This is a genomic window from Marinobacter sp. LV10MA510-1, from assembly GCF_002563885.1.
In the GTDB taxonomy this organism is placed as follows: Bacteria; Pseudomonadota; Gammaproteobacteria; order Pseudomonadales; family Oleiphilaceae; genus Marinobacter.
On record NZ_PDJA01000001.1, the window covers coordinates 4,190,283 to 4,208,001 of the forward strand.

Annotated in this window: 20 protein-coding genes and 1 tRNA gene; 12 read left to right on the forward strand and 9 right to left on the reverse strand. The window is 55.6% G+C overall.

Going from position 1 to position 17,719, the window contains the following annotated elements; all coding sequences use genetic code 11:
* Positions 1-102: 102 nt before the first annotated feature.
* Positions 103-1,161, forward strand: a complete 1,059-nt coding sequence (locus tag ATI45_RS20275; RefSeq protein WP_098421367.1) for a serine hydrolase — start codon at positions 103-105, stop codon at positions 1,159-1,161.
* Between the two features lie 112 nt (positions 1,162-1,273).
* Here ATI45_RS20275 and ATI45_RS20280 read toward each other — a convergent pair whose 3' ends face one another.
* Positions 1,274-1,630 carry a DUF2780 domain-containing protein gene (locus ATI45_RS20280; protein ID WP_323807670.1) on the reverse strand — a complete coding sequence of 119 codons (357 nt, stop codon included), beginning with the start codon at positions 1,628-1,630 and terminating at the stop codon, positions 1,274-1,276.
* Here ATI45_RS20280 and ATI45_RS22090 point away from each other — a divergent pair.
* Together ATI45_RS22090 and ATI45_RS20285 are read left to right on the forward strand one after the other, a co-directional pair.
* Positions 1,601-1,810, forward strand: a complete 210-nt coding sequence (locus tag ATI45_RS22090) for a hypothetical protein (RefSeq protein ID WP_143751197.1) — start codon at positions 1,601-1,603, stop codon at positions 1,808-1,810. The genes ATI45_RS20280 and ATI45_RS22090 overlap by 30 nt on opposite strands.
* Positions 1,811-1,915: 105 nt before the next feature.
* Entirely contained in the window at positions 1,916-2,590 is a 675-nt protein-coding gene (locus tag ATI45_RS20285) for a class I SAM-dependent methyltransferase (protein WP_179888438.1), read from the forward strand.
* On the opposite strand, the gene ATI45_RS20290 is transcribed toward ATI45_RS20285, so the two are convergent.
* The 6 genes from ATI45_RS20290 to ATI45_RS20310 all read right to left on the reverse strand — a co-directional run bounded on the left by ATI45_RS20290 (position 2,520) and on the right by ATI45_RS20310 (position 6,012).
* The gene (locus ATI45_RS20290; RefSeq protein ID WP_228736027.1) at positions 2,520-3,371 is read right to left on the reverse strand and encodes a cytochrome c oxidase assembly protein; all 852 of its coding nucleotides are present in this window, start codon (positions 3,369-3,371) and stop codon (positions 2,520-2,522) included. The genes ATI45_RS20285 and ATI45_RS20290 overlap by 71 nt on opposite strands.
* Positions 3,355-3,567: a hypothetical protein gene (locus tag ATI45_RS20295; RefSeq protein ID WP_098421369.1), complete on the reverse strand. Its 213-nt coding sequence runs from the start codon at positions 3,565-3,567 to the stop codon at positions 3,355-3,357. The genes ATI45_RS20290 and ATI45_RS20295 overlap by 17 nt, the downstream gene beginning before the upstream one ends.
* Positions 3,564-4,013 (reverse strand): cbb3-type cytochrome c oxidase subunit I, encoded by a 450-nt coding sequence (locus ATI45_RS23385; RefSeq protein WP_416376671.1) that lies wholly within the window; start codon positions 4,011-4,013, stop codon positions 3,564-3,566. Before ATI45_RS23385 ends, ATI45_RS20295 begins: the two co-directional genes overlap by 4 nt.
* A 255-nt stretch (positions 4,014-4,268) precedes the next feature.
* Positions 4,269-5,024, reverse strand: a complete 756-nt coding sequence (locus ATI45_RS20305; RefSeq protein ID WP_098421370.1) for an ion transporter — start codon at positions 5,022-5,024, stop codon at positions 4,269-4,271.
* Between the two features lie 493 nt (positions 5,025-5,517).
* Positions 5,518-5,775, reverse strand: coding sequence for a DUF6538 domain-containing protein (locus tag ATI45_RS23390; protein ID WP_416376597.1), 258 nt, complete (start codon positions 5,773-5,775; stop codon positions 5,518-5,520).
* A 150-nt stretch (positions 5,776-5,925) separates the two neighbouring features.
* Positions 5,926-6,012 (reverse strand) — tRNA-Leu (locus ATI45_RS20310).
* 332 nt (positions 6,013-6,344) lie between these two features.
* On the opposite strand from ATI45_RS20310, the gene rnr reads away from it, so the two are divergent.
* From rnr to ATI45_RS20355, 9 genes are all read left to right on the forward strand, one after another.
* Positions 6,345-8,906, forward strand: a complete 2,562-nt coding sequence (rnr, locus tag ATI45_RS20315; protein ID WP_098421371.1) for a ribonuclease R — start codon at positions 6,345-6,347, stop codon at positions 8,904-8,906.
* A gap of 108 nt (positions 8,907-9,014) precedes the next feature.
* Positions 9,015-9,758 (forward strand): 23S rRNA (guanosine(2251)-2'-O)-methyltransferase RlmB, encoded by a 744-nt coding sequence (gene rlmB / locus ATI45_RS20320; RefSeq protein WP_098421372.1) that lies wholly within the window; start codon positions 9,015-9,017, stop codon positions 9,756-9,758.
* A 262-nt stretch (positions 9,759-10,020) separates the two neighbouring features.
* Positions 10,021-10,437, forward strand: a complete 417-nt coding sequence (rpsF, locus tag ATI45_RS20325; RefSeq protein WP_098421373.1) for a 30S ribosomal protein S6 — start codon at positions 10,021-10,023, stop codon at positions 10,435-10,437.
* A 25-nt stretch (positions 10,438-10,462) separates the two neighbouring features.
* The gene (gene rpsR / locus ATI45_RS20330) at positions 10,463-10,693 is read left to right on the forward strand and encodes a 30S ribosomal protein S18 (protein WP_007348899.1); all 231 of its coding nucleotides are present in this window, start codon (positions 10,463-10,465) and stop codon (positions 10,691-10,693) included.
* Between the two features lie 25 nt (positions 10,694-10,718).
* Positions 10,719-11,585 (forward strand): hypothetical protein, encoded by an 867-nt coding sequence (locus ATI45_RS20335; protein WP_098421374.1) that lies wholly within the window; start codon positions 10,719-10,721, stop codon positions 11,583-11,585.
* A 20-nt stretch (positions 11,586-11,605) separates the two neighbouring features.
* Positions 11,606-12,052, forward strand: coding sequence for a 50S ribosomal protein L9 (gene rplI / locus ATI45_RS20340; RefSeq protein ID WP_098421375.1), 447 nt, complete (start codon positions 11,606-11,608; stop codon positions 12,050-12,052).
* A gap of 192 nt (positions 12,053-12,244) precedes the next feature.
* Positions 12,245-13,651: a replicative DNA helicase gene (gene dnaB, locus ATI45_RS20345; RefSeq protein WP_018404828.1), complete on the forward strand. Its 1,407-nt coding sequence runs from the start codon at positions 12,245-12,247 to the stop codon at positions 13,649-13,651.
* On the forward strand, positions 13,651-14,730 hold the full coding sequence (gene alr / locus ATI45_RS20350; protein ID WP_098421376.1) for an alanine racemase: 1,080 nt from the start codon (positions 13,651-13,653) through the stop codon (positions 14,728-14,730). Before dnaB ends, alr begins: the two co-directional genes overlap by 1 nt.
* 35 nt (positions 14,731-14,765) lie before the next feature.
* Positions 14,766-15,635: an SDR family oxidoreductase gene (locus tag ATI45_RS20355; protein ID WP_098421377.1), complete on the forward strand. Its 870-nt coding sequence runs from the start codon at positions 14,766-14,768 to the stop codon at positions 15,633-15,635.
* A gap of 9 nt (positions 15,636-15,644) precedes the next feature.
* Here ATI45_RS20355 and fnr read toward each other — a convergent pair whose 3' ends face one another.
* Positions 15,645-16,397 (reverse strand): fumarate/nitrate reduction transcriptional regulator Fnr, encoded by a 753-nt coding sequence (gene fnr / locus ATI45_RS20360; protein WP_098421378.1) that lies wholly within the window; start codon positions 16,395-16,397, stop codon positions 15,645-15,647.
* An 89-nt stretch (positions 16,398-16,486) separates the two neighbouring features.
* Positions 16,487-17,695, reverse strand: coding sequence for a beta-ketoacyl-ACP synthase I (fabB, locus tag ATI45_RS20365; protein ID WP_098421379.1), 1,209 nt, complete (start codon positions 17,693-17,695; stop codon positions 16,487-16,489).
* Positions 17,696-17,719: the final 24 nt, after the last annotated feature.

Below are 17,719 nucleotides of genomic sequence, written 5' to 3' on the forward strand. Positions count from 1 at the left end.
TAGGCTGTAATGTCTTGTAATGGGCGTTTGATTGACAGTATGGAAAGCCAAAGCTCAGCATATAGGCGATCGCGGTTTGCCGCCCCCTCAACAGGAGAGCCCATGAAACATCGGAAAACATTGACGCACCTGAGCGCAATGGTAGTTACCCTTTTTGCCTTCAGCTCCCTGGCGATGGCTCAGAGCGATGACTGGTCAGCATCGCTGAAAGAAGACATAGAAGGGATTGATGCGGCCTTTTCGGGGGAGCTGGGCGTGTACGTGAGGCACCTGTCTGATGATCAAACGGTCGCTTACAACACCGGGCAGGACTGGTATCTCGCATCCACCGTAAAGATCCCGCTCGCAATAGCTTTGATGCAACGGGCGGAAAATGAGGGCCTGGATCTCGAGCAGAAGCTCACGCTCCGCGACTCGGATTATGTTGATGGCAGTGGCGATCTTTTGTGGGTAGACCCCGGTGCCCAATACAGTCTGGAAGAGCTCAACAGACGTTCGATTGAAGACAGTGACAGCACTGCAACCGATATGCTGATGCGCTTTCTCGGCGAGGATTCCTTCAATGAACAAACCCAGTCAATGGCCCCTGAGGGCATGGGTCCCATTACTACTATTCTGCAGGTACGTTACGATGCTTACAGTGAAGTACACCCCAGTGTCTCCAAACTCAGCAATCGCGATTTCATCGAGCTGAAAATTGCAGACAGCTATCAGGCGCGATACACCATGTTGCTTGAAAAACTGTCCGTAACACCGGCAGAGGCAAAAGCGGAGGGTATTCACCAAGCTTTCGAGCGCTATTATGAGCGGGGCATCAATTCAGGCAGCCTTGAATCTTTCGGGCGGCTACTTGAGCAACTGGTGAAGGGCGAACTTTTGAATGAAGCCCACACTGAGCGTCTAATTGGTTATCTCTCAGAGATCACCACGGGCGATCACCGGATTGCGGGTGGGATGCCCAGGGGCGTTCGTTTCGCCCACAAGACCGGAACTCAGGTAGCCCGGTCTTGTGACATCGGTGTACTGAATCCGCAAACACCCGAGGATGCGTTGGTTGTGGCGGTTTGTGCCAAAGATTACGTTACGCTTCAAGATGCTGAAAAGGCCTATCAGGCCATCGGTAGAGCTCTGCAAAAGGCCGCGTTGCCGAGGCAGACCTGATGCACCCAAAGCACTAACGGGTTTTGGTGAAATAGGCTGTGCCGGAGCTCCAGCGGCTGTGACTTTGGTGCGCTTTCAGCTCAATTAATATTTATCCCAGCTACTCAGCTATTCACCCTGCAGGCGCCCAAAGGCCCTTTAACTGGCCAAGCAACGATGAGCTAATCCCTTGCTCGCCCAGGAAGCCCAAAACAATCGGTACAAATTGCTGAATCATGGCGCTGTTCATGCCCAGCGCCGAGAAGGTCGACTGCACTCCGCTCATGGACGAAATATTAGGCAGCAGGCTTTTGCCCAGACTGCTGCCTCCACCCAACAGGCTGGACAGGCCCGGGGCTTCGCTCGTGAGCGAGCTCATAGCGCCGGTGCCGAGCTGGTTTTGCGCCAGCTTTAATAATGCACCGGTACCACCAACCGCCTGAGCGTCGGTGACGCCGAGTTGACCCTTGAGCTGCCCCAGGGCGTGTATGGTCGACGTGCTTCTCTGTTAATGGGGGTGCCTGGCGCAAAATTAAAGCCCCGGGCTCTCGTTCGCTCCGGTGTTTACGGCCTTCATTTTACTGCACGGCTGGAACAGGCCGCCGCTGCCGTTGCCTGGATGCTGAACAATACCGACATCAGCTCGGTGGGGGCGCGACGGCAAGGTTGATAGAACACTACGAGGTTGAGAGAACGCTACGAGGTTGAGAGAACACTACGAGGTTGAGAGAAAACTACTAAGGTTGAGAGAACACTACTAGGTCGAGAGAACACTATGGACAGGGAAACGGGTGGTCCGAAGTACGATTCAAACCGGAGAAAGAATCCAGCGGCGTTCTTCCGTGAATTTTTGCGAAAACCCAGCCAGGTGGGCTCTGTTGTCCCCAGTTCGCGATTCCTTGAGCAGCGGATCATCGAGGCATCGGACTTGTCCGCCGCCAGGCGGGTAGTGGAGCTTGGACCCGGCACCGGTGGAACCACGCGAGCGTTTCTGCGGCACCTGGGCCAGGATGCACAACTGCTTTCAATTGAGTTGAGCCCCTTTTTTCATGAACTGCTCGGCGAGATCGCAGACCCACGATTCACCCGCCACCTGGGCAGCGCTGAGGATCTCGCAGCTATTCTGGCGTTGCACCACATGGGCAAACCGGATGTGGTTATCTCTGGCATCCCCTTTTCGAAAATGCCGGAAGCCGTTGCTTGCCGGGTGGCTCAGGCGGTGAAGGGCAACCTGGCTGAGGGCGGGCGCTTCATTGCCTATCAGTTCCGTCGGGATGTAGCCCGGATTACCAACCCGATCATGGGAACACCTGTCAGCTGTACGCTGGAAATGCGGAATATCCCGCCGATGCGGGTTTTTCGTTGGTGTAAAAATTCCATTACCAACGACGCTGCAATTGCTGATACATCCGCCAGCCTATCCAGCCGGAGCCAAGTAAATACGGTATAGCTCCCAAAACCCACATAATTAACCCTGCCAGCTGCTGGTCCTGCAGGCTGCGCCCGGCTCCGTATAAAGGGCTCTGAGCGAAGGTGAGCATTGCCCCCAGAAAACCGGTATGCATCAGAGTTAACAGCAGTGCAAGCAAGGCCCAGCCCACGGTGCGCCGGGGGCATTTCAGTACCGACCACCAGAACAGGCCAGCGGTGGCCAGAAAACACCCGTGCTCTACCAGATGCCACCAGGGGTTCTCAAGGGCCAGACGGTAAAACTGAGGAATGTGCCAGAACCAGATCATCCCACCATGGATGTACGCCATATAAACCGGATGTTGAACCAGTTTAAGCATGGGCTGCCACAGGCGTGTCAGCAATCGCCCGCTCCCTGCAGCAAGTTGGGGCAGGGGCCTCGACAGTACCCACAAAGGCGCAATCACCACCATGAACATCATGTGCTGAACCATGTGGGCTGCGGCGCTGCTTTGTGCCCAATGGTCAAGCGGTCCCCATATGGTGAGAAAACTGACAACCATGGTGCTGTGAAAGCTCAGGGCTTGCGGCCAATGAGGCGCTACCCGCCGTGCACCTGTCACATACGCTAACCAGACAAGGCCGAAGATGCCTAGCCCGAGCACGGCTGTTAGCTGCTCTGCGCCTCCACTGGTTATTGGGCTATGGCCAAAGGCAGGTTCGCTCAGGCCAAGCAGCGCCGCACCGCGCCACGGCCCATTGCGCAGACTCAAACACACGGTGGCAGAAAGACACCTGGCATCGTCAGCATCCGTAGGCACACGCCAAAAGATAACCCGCCACGATGAACGCCAATATCAGCGAAGCCGCATTTACCCAGGTCCAGGCACCCGCTTCAGCATCCAGAGGTGCGAAGGCACAGGCGACCGACAAACCGCCATAGAGCAGCACGAACCAAAGCGCCCATATAATCAGCCCCAGCACCAGGTTTACCGGATGAAACGGTGAGGGCTTCATTGTGCCCCCCATGCCATCGGCAACAACAAAAACACAGCGAAACTGAGCCAGAAAACGCCCAGGGTATACACCCAGAACGGCTGAATCACGCCATTCAGCCCGCCGCACACAAAGACCACCAGAAATCCGACGATCCACAGCATCGGCAGGTGAAACACCACTTTGCCCTGCCACAGTGTCGCCAGCCAGGCAAAAATTTGGATCGCCGTGGGAATCGCCACCAGCATGCTGGCCATCGAGAAGAAGGCCTGGGCCAGTTGCGGAATGCCCACGGTAAACATGTGATGAACCCAAAGGCCAAAGCTGATAAACCCCATCGTAATAATACCCAGCACAATCAGCAAGTCGATGGCCGTCCGCATGGAAGGCGCGACGGTTGTGTCTGCTTGGAGTTGTTGTCTGACGTTTGCCAGCGCAGCGTCGACATCAATGTTACTGATCTTCATGGGTCTGAGTACCGTCGAGTGATTCATTATCATCGCACGACTTTTTCAGGTCGAATTTTTCGTCCTGAGCGCGGATTTGACGGGGTTTTTCAAATCGACGTCGCCCCGGGGATGGACAACAAAACGAAAGGGCCGTGAAGGGCTCTTGGAGGCTTTGCGCGTCGCTTAATGGGTTTGCGTTGAGTGTGGCCTAAATTCATAAAATTGGGGCCAAAACCCTGTCAAGAACTTTTTTAGAAAATTTGAGCTGAATAGTTACTGATCTGCTTCCTGTCGGGTTTGGAAGGCATCACTGAATGCAGCAGCGAGTATCCCGGTTGGCATTGCGACAATACCGATGCCTGAAATAGCCGTGAGACTGGCAAAGAACTTACCAGCAGCGGTGATTGGTGTGACGTCTCCGTATCCCACGGTTGTTAAAGTAGCAACGCTCCACCAGAGAGCCCTTGGGATACTTCCAAAGTCTTCAGGTTGCAGCTCTGCCTCAAACAGATAAAGAAACGCGCTGGAGACGAGCAGCAGGATAAAGGCGATGGTCGCGCTCATGAGCAGCTCGAACTTGCGTCTGGCGGTAGCTTCCCAAAGCAGGTCCCAGGCCTGTGTGAAGCGACCGAGTCGAGATACTCGGAGAATCCTGAATATGCGGGTCAGCCTGAAGTAGAAGGCCAGAGAGTTAGAGACGAAAGGCGCAAGGAACGATAGCAGTGCTAGTAAATCGAAAATAGCCCATCCGGATTTCATGTAGCGGAGCCGCCCAAATGCCCCGGCGTACTTTGGGTTCTCGGAGGCAACGTATACCCGGAGGCCATACTCAATGACAAACAGTGCAAACAGAATGCGCTCTGATATCACAAAGAAGTATGGGTAAGCCTCTCTAATCGGACGCTCGGTCTCAATGACCGCCAGCAAGACCGAGACAATGATCAGTACGCATATTGCAAAGTTGAAGGGGGATAGCCCTTTTCTGTTCCAAGCTGTGGTGTCTACATACCTGTAGAGAAGCTGACGCATTGCTGTTCCTTTCGATGATTGCGCGTTTCCGTAGCCATAGAACCTCGCTGATACGGGCGCCAGTGAAGGAACAAAGCCATGGCGCCCAGCGTCTGATATTGGCTGTCGCTTGCTTAACCCTTTGTCTTTTAGGGAATCTAGTACTTTGGAGTATTGCGACTACCTGCTCTCTTGTGTATGCCTGAATAGGCCGTGATTCCGCAACACTTGCTTTGACGCTGATCCCCTTGGTTGGATCGCTGGACAGTATCTCCTCTTTCATTGCCAAACTGTAGACATTGGACAGGGCGATTAGACAGTTGTCATTGATGGATTTCGCAGCTAGTGCCCGCCCCTTAGGGTTTGCCCTTATGTCTCCCTGTTGGAGTGCTTCAGCGAATGCCCGGATATCTTGTCTGGTAACGACTGAAGCAGGCTTGCCTTTGAGGAAGTTGTACGCTCTCAAAATATACGTCCGCCAGCCGCCAGCTGTTCTCGGAGCGAGGTTCATGCCTTAAGCGTACCGGGTGAATAGTTCAGGGAGGTTTAAGGACTGGTCAATGTTGGCGGTTGTGTAACTTGGTGGCGACCAATCGGCATCACCGAATAGCTGAGCGTATGCAGCTCGATAGGCGGCCAGCTCCTGCTCAATCTCTGCTAAGGCGATGAGAACGCGACTTCTGTCTTCTTTGGGGTCTGGCGCTTTCAGTGAGCGCTTGATCTCTCGCTGGCCGATGATGGGGCGGAGGTCATCCGGTACGCGCTTGCGTATCCAGTAATTGGGACTATTGTTTCAACGGAATGGTGAGCACATTTTCAAACCCATAAAAAAATCTCGGTGTACCAGTTTAATGTACCAGCGAGATGTTTAAGCTATTGAATATGGGGTAATTCGTTGATCTGAGAGGCCATTCAATCAGAATGGTGCCGAGGAGAGGACTTGAACCTCCACGCCCTTGCGAGCACTAGCACCTGAAGCTAGCGTGTCTACCAATTTCACCACCTCGGCAGGTGATTCGCAGGAGGCCTGATGTCTGGAAATCAGGGTCTTCTGCCGCCAGTTAAAGTTGCCCTCAACCGATGGCGCGTACTTTAATGATTCGCCCAAAAGCTGTCAAACACTTTTTTGAAAAAGGCCGATATGTTTATTTACCTTCCTTGAAGCAGTAAAAAGAAAGGGCTACGAGTCTGTCCAAGTGTAAATACTGATGCGCTTTCTACCTGCTTTATAAAGCCTGCGTATCAGGCAGTTTCGGCGAACCAGCGTTATACTGTTATGCTAGCGCCCATTGACTCAATACAGTTGTGCCGCTGAGGCACAGATAGCAAACAAGGATCCGAATGGTTTCCAGTAAGAAGACATCCAACGACCCCCACGCCAACCGTGAGGCCCAGAATTACGACAACCCGATTCAGAGCCGCGAGTTCATTCTTGCGCATCTGAAAGATCGGGGTGCGCCGGCCACACACGAAACCCTGTGCGAAGAACTGGGGCAGTCGTCCGAAGAGAGTATTGAAGCCCTGCGCCGTCGCCTGATTGCGATGTGCCGCGACGGTCAGCTTATTTGCAACCGCCGCAACGCCTTTTTGCCCATCGAAGAAGCCGACCTGGTGACCGGCCGGGTGACTGGCCATAAAGATGGATTCGGTTTTTTAATTCCCGATGGCGACGGCACCGACCTGTTTTTGACCGCACGCCAGATGCGCCAGGTGTTTCACGGCGACCGTGTGGTTGCCCGGGTTGACAAAGTAGACGATCGCGGTCGCCGTGAGGGCGTGATTGTTGAGGTGTTGGAGCACCGCACCACGCAAACCGTCGGCCGTTTCTTTAAGGAAAGCGGCATTACCTTTGTGGTGCCTGAAAACGCCCGCATCAACCACGAAGTATTGATACCCGACGAGATGGCCGGTGCAGCACGTCATGGCCAGTACGTGGTGGTCGACATCATTCGCCAGCCCACCCTGCGCAGTCAGCCCACTGGGCGCGTCACCGAAATACTGGGTGAGCATATGGCTCCGGGCATGGAAATTGACGTGGCGATTCGTGCCTACGACATTCCCCATTCCTGGCCGGACGCGGTGGGTGAGCAAACCGCGGCCATTTCGGAACAGGTCACCGATGCTGACAAGCGCAATCGCGTGTGCATTCGCGAACTGCCGCTGGTGACCATTGACGGCGCAGATGCGCGGGATTTTGACGATGCCATTTATTGCGAACCGCGCCCGCGCGGCGGCTACCGCTTGCTGGTTGCCATTGCCGATGTGTCGCACTATGTGCGCCCGGGCTCAGCGCTGGATGACGAAGCGCTGAATCGCGGCACCTCAGTGTATTTCCCAGACCACGTAGTGCCCATGCTGCCGGAAAAGCTGTCCAACGGTTTGTGCTCACTGAACCCGGAAGTGGATCGCCTGTGCATGGTGGCGGATATGACCATTAGCGCCGCGGGCAACATCAGTAGCTACACCTTCTACCAGGCGGTAATGAACAGCCACGCGCGGCTGACTTATAACAAGGTCAGCGACATTCTGGAGCACCCCGAGTCCCCCCGTGGTATCGAGCTGAGCAACCAGTATTCCGCCGTATTGCCCGAGCTGCACAATTTGTACGGCCTGTATAAGCTGCTGCGCAAGGCGCGCACTGAGCGTGGTGCCATTGATTTTGAAACCACCGAAACCCGTATAGTATTTGATGCCGCACGCAAGATTGAAGAAATCGTGCCGGTGCAGCGCAACGACGCCCACAAGATTGTGGAAGAATGCATGCTGGCGACCAACGTGGCTACCGCGCGCTTTCTGAAAAAGCACAAAATGCCGGCGCTCTATCGAGTGCATGATGGTCCATCGGAAGAACGTCTTGGTTCCCTGCGGCTGTTTTTGGGCGAGTTAGGGTTGCAGCTTGGCGGTGGTGACAAGCCAACGTCGGCTGACTACCAGCAACTGCTGGGTTCCATTGGCGATCGGCCTGATGCTCAGGTGATTCAGACAGTCATGCTGCGCTCCTTGAGCCAGGCCGTTTACAGCCCTGAAGAAGCCGGCCACTTTGGCCTTGGGTATTCGAGCTACGCTCACTTTACCTCTCCGATTCGGCGGTATCCGGACCTGATCGTGCATCGGGCCATAAAGGCCTGCATTCACGCAGACCAGCCAACGAAAGATGTGATTGCGCCAGACCAGACAGACGCGGAACTGGCGAAATATCCGTACGATTACGCCCGTATGGAGAAGTTCGGTGAGCATGCGTCCATGGCCGAGCGCCGTGCTGACGATGCGACTCGCGACGTAATGGCCTGGTTGAAGTGCGAGTTCCTGAGTGACCATGTAGGTGAGGAATACGACGGCGTCATTGCGGCCGTTGTCGGTTTTGGCTTCTTTGTAGAGCTTGCGGACATCTATATTGAAGGCCTGGTGCACGTGTCGACGCTGAATGGCGACTACTTCCAGCACGATCACGCCAAGCACCGGTTGATTGGCGAACGCACGGCCATCAGTTTCCGCCTGGGTGATGAAGTGCGTGTCAAAGTGATGCGCGTGGGGATGGAAGATCGCAAGATTGACCTGGAGCTGGTAAGCACGCCAAAGCGTCGCCAGGCCGACCGCGATGCGCTTGAAGTGAACGGCCGCGCCGGTCGAGATCCCGGTAAAAGTGGCAAAGGTGGCAAGAAAGACGGTAAGGCCAAAGGCGAGCGCAGTAAGCGCGGTGGTAAGTCGGACAAGCCAGCTGCGGGCCGCGGCTCCAAATCCGCAGGCCCGAAATCGGATCGGGCCAAGCCGGCCGCCGGCTCCGCCCGTGATCAACTGGCTGCTGATGCGGCTCGCGCTGCTGGCGGCAAGCCCTCGGCAGGTAGCGCCGATGCCAGCGGCGGCGAATTGCGCAAGCCACGCAAGCGCAGACCCAAGAGCTAGCGAGCCCATCTGGCCGATAGTCTTTCGTTGACCACCACCTTGCCGGCTTTAATGTGCGCGCAAGGTGGTGGTAGATTTACCAAAAATTTTTAGCAGGAAATACCGTCAGTGGCAGAGCAATTTGTATTTGGCTGGCATGCCGTTGAAGCTGTCTTGAAGCGTGAGCCCGAACGGGTGCTGCAAGTGTGGATCCAAACTGGCCGCCAGGATAAGCGGGTAAAAAGCACCACCGAACTGCTGGATACCCTGGGTGTGCCTTGGGAAATTGTGCATCGCAAATTGTTAGACAGTCGCGTTGCCGGTGTTCATCAGGGCGTTGTTGCGTCGGTTAGCGAAAGCCGCGAGTGGAGTGAAGACGACTTGCTGGCGCTGCTGGCAAACTCTGAAAAGCCTCCGTTTCTGTTGATTCTTGACGGCGTTACCGACCCCCATAACCTGGGCGCGTGCATGCGCACCGCCGATGCCGTTGGCGTACAGGCAGTGATTGTGCCGAAAGACAAATCCGCCACCTTAACGCCGGTTGCCCGCAAGGTTGCCTGCGGTGCGGCGGAAACCGTACCGTTTGTGCGTGTGACCAATCTGGCCCGCCTGCTGCGCACCTTGCAAGAACAGGGTGTTTGGCTGGTTGGTACCGCGGGTGAAGCCACCACCACCTTGCACCAGGCCAACCTGACCGGCCCGCTGGCATTGGTGATGGGCGCTGAAGGTAAGGGCATGCGACGGTTAACCCGTGAACATTGTGATCAATTGATCAACATACCCATGGTGGGCGACGTTGAAAGTCTGAACGTATCTGTTGCCAGTGGCGTGTGTCTTTATGAGGCCCTGCGTCAGCGTACTGCTAAGGGCTAGCCACGGTGGTTTATCAGTCCTTGCATACCGGGCGGCGCCCGCCTAGAATACATCACCCCTTTTTCGGGGCGGTTTTTTATTGCCTCAACAAAGGCAATGCATTACCTCGCCAGCGCCGGCAAACGTTTTTTCGATAAAGCGTTCCTTGCCTGGCAAAAAACGGCAGTTCTGCTGCCACCTCCTTGCTTTTATGCTGTGCGGCATCAGATGGCGTTTACGCCCGCCGCAGATCTAGAAGCTGTTCAATCCGTAGGGAGAATTCATGCGTCACTACGAAGTTGTATTTATGGTACACCCGGATCAAAGCGAGCAAGTGCCCGCTATGATCGAGCGTTATACCAGCCTCATCACTGAAGATGGTGGCCAGGTAGATCGCTTGGAAGATTGGGGCCGTCGTCACCTGGCATACCCGATCAACAAGATTCACAAAGCTCATTATGTGCTGATGAACATTCAATGTTCACAGACCGCGATGGACGAGCTGACTCATAACTTCCGTTTCAACGATGCCATCATGCGTGAGCTGATTCTGCGTCGTGATGAAGCTGTTACCGATATGTCTCCGATGAAAGCTGCCGAGTCTCGCGAAGACCGCCGCCCAAGTGGAGATGATCGTCCGCGCCGTTCAGCCGAATCTGACGAAAGCCAGAAAGCTGACGCCACAGACGAAGAAGAGTAATTAACCGGAGTTAAGGAGTTAAGTTATGGCTCGTTTTTTCAGACGTCGCAAGTTCTGCCGGTTCACGGCAGAAGGTGTTAAAGAGATCGATTACAAGGATCTGGACACCCTGAAAGGTTATGTCACTGAAACTGGCAAAATCGTGCCTAGCCGCATTACCGGCACCAAAGCACGTTATCAGCGTCAGCTGGCCACCGCTATCAAGCGCGCCCGCTTCCTGGCACTGCTGCCGTATTCGGACAGCCACGATAACTAAGAACAGATAAACAGGACTTGGGACCATGCGTGCACTGGCACAATTTGTAATGCGCGGTCCCCTGCAGGCCAGCGGGGTAGCGGCTTTAACTACGGCTATACCTCTGCTTTTCTGGGTTGGTACAGCGGTTGTCGGGCTGGTTATATTACGGCTTGGCATTCGCCAGGGGCTGAACGTTGGCCTTTGGGCATTGCTGCCGGCATTGGGCTGGAGTTGGTTCGGGCAAGACCCCACCGCTCTGGCCGTGCTGCTGGAAGTGATGCTGATGACAGCTCTGTTGCGGGTGACTTCGTCGTGGGACAAAGCTCTGTGTGGTGGTACTTTTCTGGCGATTGTGATCGGATTGGTTCTGCCGCAGCTGTACCCTGGTCTGATGGACATTCTGGTGCAAACCGGAGTTCAGTTTTACCAGCAATACAACGCCGACGTAGCACAGTCGCTGGGTAACAACCTGGAATCTGTGATTCGGCAAACCATGAGCGCCAGTATGGCGGGTACCTATCTGGCTTTGGCCATAGGTATGACCCTGCTAGCCCGTGGTTGGCAGGCAGCACTGTATAACCCTGGCGGTTTGCGCACAGAGTTTCACGGGCTGCGCCTGTCGCCGGTATTTGCGGTTGTGTTTGCGGTCACCATGGTGATTGGCCCCGTGCTGGGGTTGAACACTGTGCTGCTGGCCTGGGCTGCGGGAACTCCGCTGTTTCTGGCCGGGCTGGCGCTGGTTCATGGTGTTGTCGCGCGTAAAAAGCTGAGCCGCCAATGGTTGGTGATGTTTTACGTTGCGCTGGTATTGCTGGGTCCAAGCCTGATGATTCTGTTAGTAGTTCTGGCTTTTGTGGATAGTTGGCTGAATATTCGGGGGCGAATCAACCCTCCCGGACCGGTCGCATAAAGCACGAAGAGGTTAACGAGATGGAAGTTATTCTGCTCGAAAAAGTTGCAAACCTGGGTACCCTGGGTGACAAGGTTAATGTGAAATCCGGTTACGGCCGCAATTTCCTGCTGCCTTATGGCAAAGCGGTTCCGGCCACTGAAGCCAATCTGAACGCGTTTGAAGAGCGTCGTGCCGAGCTTGAGAAAGCCGCAGCCGGAAAACTGACTGTTGCGCAAGCCCGCGCTGAAAAGCTTGCAGACGCATCTTTCACCATCAGCTCTAAAGCCGGTGATGAAGGCAAGCTGTTCGGTTCTATTGGTGTGCGCGACGTGGCTGATGCCATCACCGCCGCCGGTACCGATGTAGAAAAGAGCGAAGTTCTGCTGCCAGAAGGCCCGCTGCGGGCTGTTGGCGAGTACGAAGTTGAGCTTAAGCTGCACAGCGATGTGTACGTAACCGTTAAGCTGGCGGTTGTTGCCGAGTAACCGGCAGCAGTTCAGCATCAGGCGATAGCGGTCAGTTCTGATCTTTATTGCCGCACAGCAAGCCCGGAACAGTAGCAATACGGTTTCGGGCTTGCTGCTTTCTGGTATGCTGCAAAGCTCTGTTTCCTCTCCCATTGCCCCTGAGCATCCGTAAGCCGTACGCCAGAGCAGTGGTCAACTGAAGACGTGTTCATGGCAAAGCCGAATCTTAAGCCCGCAAACAGCGACCCGGAAACCAGCCGAATTAAAGTGCCGCCGCATTCGTTGGAAGCGGAGCAGGCTGTGCTGGGTGGTCTGATGCTGGACAACCGCCGCTTTGATGAAATTTCCGAGATGATTTCGGCGGTGGATTTTTACCGCCAGGATCATCGGCTTATTTTTGGCGCGGTGGAACGTCTGGCCAGTGAAAACGAGCCGCTAGACGTTGTTACCTTGGCCGAATTTCTGGAGCGGGCAGGGGATATCGAACACGCCGGTGGCCTGTCGTATCTGGCCGAGTTGGCGGAAAAAACCCCTGGCGCAGCGAACATCCGCGCCTACGCCGATATTGTTCGCGAACGTTCTATTTTGCGCCAGTTGGTGGAGGCATCGGGGAAAATTTCCGATTCGGCTTTCAATCCGTTGGGCCGCAACAGCAGTGAAATTCTGGACGAAGCCGAGCGCACGGTGTTCCAGATTGCCGAGTCGCGGGTTAAAGAAGGTTCAGGCCCTAAGGGCATTAATCCGATCCTGACGCAAACCCTGAGCCGCATTGAAGAGCTGTTCGAATCTGGCGAACAGACCACCGGCTTGACCACGGGTTTTCGTGATTTGGATGAGCGTACCTCGGGCATGCAGCCCTCAGACCTGATCATTGTTGCCGGGCGGCCGTCTATGGGTAAAACCACCTTGGCCATGAACATCGTTGAAAACGCCCTGATTTCAAGTGGTCTACCCGTATTGGTGTTCAGCATGGAGATGCCAGCGGATGCCCTGGCCATGCGTATGCTGTCATCGCTGGGGCGTATAGACCAAACCAAAGTGCGCAATGGCAAGCTTGAAGAAGACGACTGGCCGCGGTTAACCTCAGCGGTGAGCCTGCTGAAAGACAAACCTCTGTATATCGATGACACCCCCGGCCTTAGCCCGACCGAACTGCGCTCAAGGGCGCGGCGCATCGCGCGGGAAAATGGCGGAAAAATCGGGCTGATCATGGTGGATTACCTGCAGCTGATGCGGGTGCCTGGGAACACCGAAGGCCGCACCGCGGAAATCTCTGAAATTTCCCGCTCACTCAAAGGTATCGCCAAAGAGCTGAGCTGCCCGGTTGTTGCGTTGTCGCAGCTCAACCGAAGCCTGGAGCAACGCCCCAACAAACGGCCCATTAACTCGGATTTGCGTGAATCCGGGGCCATCGAGCAAGATGCAGACGTCATTATGTTTGTATACCGTGATGAGGTTTATAACGAAGATACGCCAGATAAAGGTGTGGCTGAAATTATTATCGGCAAGCAGCGTAATGGCCCTATTGGTACGATACGCTTGGCGTTTATTGGCAAATACACCAAATTTGAAGATCTTGCCCACGGTAATTATGGCGAGTATGGAGACGACTACTGATGCCAAGGGGTTCGTTTGCGCTGATAGACTCAAAAGCGCTGCTGCATAACTACCAGGTGGCCTGCCAGCGTTCCGGGCAATCCAGTGCCATGGCGGTGATTAAAGCCGATGGCTACGGCCACGGCATTGCCGGGGTTGCGGTCGCCCTGGCGGCGGTGGCGCCCAAATTTGCGGTGGCGTGTATTGAAGAAGCTATCGCCATTCGTAACGCGGGCTTGGGCCAGCAGCCTGTTGCGCTGTTGCAGGGGGTTCACAGCGAGCAGGATCTGGCGACCTGCACAAAGCATAACTTTGAACCGGTGCTGCACTGCGACGATCAGCTGCAGTGGCTTGTGCGAGCGCCATCCGCGCCGGGCATCTGGCTGAAAGTAAATACCGGGATGAACCGCCTGGGTTTTCATCCCGAGGAGCTGGGCCAGGTGATGGCCACGCTTGCGCATCACCAGCTGACGCCAAAGGTGATAGGTTTTGTGACCCATTTTGCCTGTGCCGATGACAACCGCAGCACCATGACGCAGCAGCAGACCGAACGTTTCGAGCAGGCGACCGCGCCTTGGCCCGAGTTGCAGCGCAGCGTTGCCAATTCGGCGGCGTTGTTCAGGCCGGGCCAAAAGCTGTTTGGCTGGAGCCGCCCGGGCATCATGTTGTACGGCGCGTCGCCCATTGTTGACACGCCGGCTGCGGAGCTGGGGTTAAAGCCGGTAATGACGTTACAGGCGCCGCTGATCAGTACCCGCCTGTTGCAGCCTGGCGACAGCGTGGGTTACGGCGCAAGTTGGGTTGCGAACAAACCCACGCGCATGGGCATTGTCGCCTTGGGCTATGGCGATGGTTACCCTCGCCATGCGGGCACGGGTACCCCTGCTGCTATCCATGGCCAGCGCATACAGCTTATCGGCCGGGTGTCGATGGACATGCTGGCGGTAGATCTGAGCGCTGCTCCCGCGGCGCACGTTGGCGACCCGGTAGAGCTGTGGGGTGCTACGGTGCCGGTAGACGACGTGGCCGGCCACGCCGGCACAATTGGTTACGAGTTGCTGACGGGCGTTACAGCCCGGGTACCCCGGCGCTGGTGTTAGGCTTATATGAACAGAATTGGAGGTAAAGAAGACCCGTGCATGTTCTGGTAGTTCACGATTACGGTCCCTTGGGTAGAGTATTGCTGGAGCAGCTGCGCGCCACGTCTTTACAGGTTAGCCCTTTGCTGGTGAGTAACACGGCCAGCGTGGATCTGGCGGCCCTGGAAAGCTGGATTCCGGCGGACACAGACCTGATTGTCAATGCGCTGTGGCTGGCCGATCCGGAAGCCGCCCAGGAACACCCTGATGACGTCAAGCGTGCGGCTTTGTCGCTGCCTCTGGCGTTAGGCGAGTTTGCCCGCGGTCGCAATATCGCGATGCTGCAATTGTCCACCTGCTATATTTTTGATGGCCGCAAACAGACGGCTTACATTGCCTCGAACCCCGGGCAGCCGGTAAATCAGCTGGGTGTCTGGCAGTGGGAGTGCGAGCAGGGCCTGCGTGGTTTGTTAACCCGCCACATTATTTTGCGAACAGGATGGAGCCTTGGGCGCTTTATACGCAAGGTTCAGGCCAGCACAGCCGCCGGCACGCGCTTGTCGTTGCCCGGCCGCTGCGTTGGCCAGCCGTTGGCTGTAACAGATTTGGCGCGGGTTATGCGCGCTATTATTCAGCAGCTCGATTGCGGGGCTGAAGTGTGGGGCACCTATCAGTACGCCGGTTCTGAGGGTATTAGCTTGTATGAACTGGGCTTGGCCATCGCCGGCTTGCCGGGTATTCCCGAGGATTTGCATCTGGTGGATGAAGTAAGCGGATGGGGTCAGTTGGAGCCGGTGAACACACGTTTGGTGTGTACAAAAATCCGTAACACCTTTGGTATCAAACAGGTCCCGTGGCGCGTGGGGCTGACAGATGAGCTGACTCTGTTAAAAGGGCCAGACCCGGGCAAGCCAGCCAGCTCATAAATCGCTTTTTTAGCGACAGCCTTGGCGGGCAAAATCGCGGGTGACCAGTTGTAGGGCTTCCACGTCAAGCAGTTCGACTTCACGGCCACGAGCTTTGATGATGCCCTGATTCTGGAAGCGGGTGAATACCCGGCTAACCGTTTCTACCGCCAGTCCCAAAAAGTTTGCGATATCGTTGCGCGCCATCGGCAGGCTGAAATTCGTGGGCGACATGCGCCTGCGCTGAAAGCGGCTGGACAGCGACAACAACAGAGCGGCAATTCGCTCCTCCGCGGTGTTCTTGCTCAGCAACATAGCCAGTTGGTGACTGTTTTGTATCTCCTGGCTCATCAGGTGGTACATGTGGTGCTGAAGCTCAGGCAACTTGCGCGTAAGCTGTTCCAGTTTTTCTATTGGAAATTCGCATACGCTGGTGCGCTCAAGCGCTTTGGCGGTGCAGGCGTAGTTGTCGGTTGCCATGCTGTCGAGCCCGATCAGCTCGCCAGGCATGAAAAAACCGGTAACCTGCTCATCGCCGCCTTCGGTAATAATCGAGGTTTTTACCGACCCGCTACGCACCGCAAAGCACGACTTAAAAGGCGTGCTTTGGTCAAAAATATGTTCACCCCGATTGAAGATTTTGCCCTGCAGAACAATGTCTTCAAAGCGCTCCAAGTCATTCTCTTCCACTGCAAGAGGCAGGCAAAGATTACTCAGGCTACACTTGTTACATGTAGCCTTGAGCGATGACGCAACCTGGTGGAGTCGAATTGCTTGGTTCATAGCAGATAGCCCGTCAGATTTGATCCATGTCAACCGACACTGTAGTACGGATCAACCCATTTGCCAATGGCGTTTCTAGCCGGCCTTCCCTACAGACGCTCAAATATCAGCGATGCATTGGTGCCGCCGAAGCCAAAGCTGTTGGACATTACAGCGTTGAGGGTGGCTTTTTGCCCCGCTGGGCCCACAATGGGCAGATCAGCAATGGCCGCATCCACCTCATGCAGGTTGGCGGTTCCGGCGATAAAGCCGTTTTGCATCATCAGCAGCGAGTAGATAGCTTCCTGCACACCGGCCGCACCCAATGAATGTCCAGATAGCGATTTGGTGGAAGAGATAGGCGGTATGTTGTCGCCGAAGGTCGTGCGAACCGCGCCCATTTCCGCAAGATCGCCAACCGGAGTGCTGGTGCCGTGGGCGTTGATGTAGTCAACTTTGCCATGCATGGTCGCCATGGCCTGCTTCATGCAGCGCTGGGCACCCTCACCGGATGGTGCAACCATGTCGTAACCGTCTGAAGTAGCACCGTAACCAGTCAGCTCGGCAATAATGTTGGCGCCGCGCTTGCGGGCGTGCTCCAGTTCTTCCAGTACCAGCATACCGCCGCCACCGGCAATCACAAAACCGTCACGTTTGTTATCAAACGGCCGTGACGCGGTTTCCGGTGCATCGTTGTATTTGGTAGACAGGGCGCCCATGGCATCAAACATCATGGTCAGGCTCCAGTCTTCTTCTTCACCGCCGCCGGCAAACACAATGTCTTGCTTGCCCATCTGGATTTGCTCCATTGCCTGGCCAATACAGTGTGCGCTGGTGGCGCAGGCCGACGATATGGAATAGTTCACGCCGCGAATCTTGAAGGCGGTCGCCAGGCACGCAGAAACAGTGCTGGCCATAATGCGCGGTACCATATAAGGCCCAATGCGCTTCACGCCTTTTGCACGCAGAATATCAACGGCTTCCGCCTGGCTTGAGCAAGACGCGCCGCCCGAGCCTGCAATCAGCCCGGTGCGATCGTTTGACACCATGTCGTCGGTCAAGCCGGCCTGGGCAATGGCCTGCTGCATCGACAAGTAGCTGTACATGGCCGAGTCAGCCATAAAACGACGTACTTTTCGGTCAATTACCGAGGTGTCGACATCCGGTGCGCCGCAAATCTGGCTGCGGAACCCCAGTTCTTTATAGGTTTCACTGAAGCGGATGCCGGATTTTCCAGTTTTCAGACTGTTGGTAACTTCGTCCAGGCTATTGCCCAGGCAGGAAATAATTCCCATTCCGGTGACGACGACACGTCTCATAATTCTCTCCTTACCGGCGCCAGG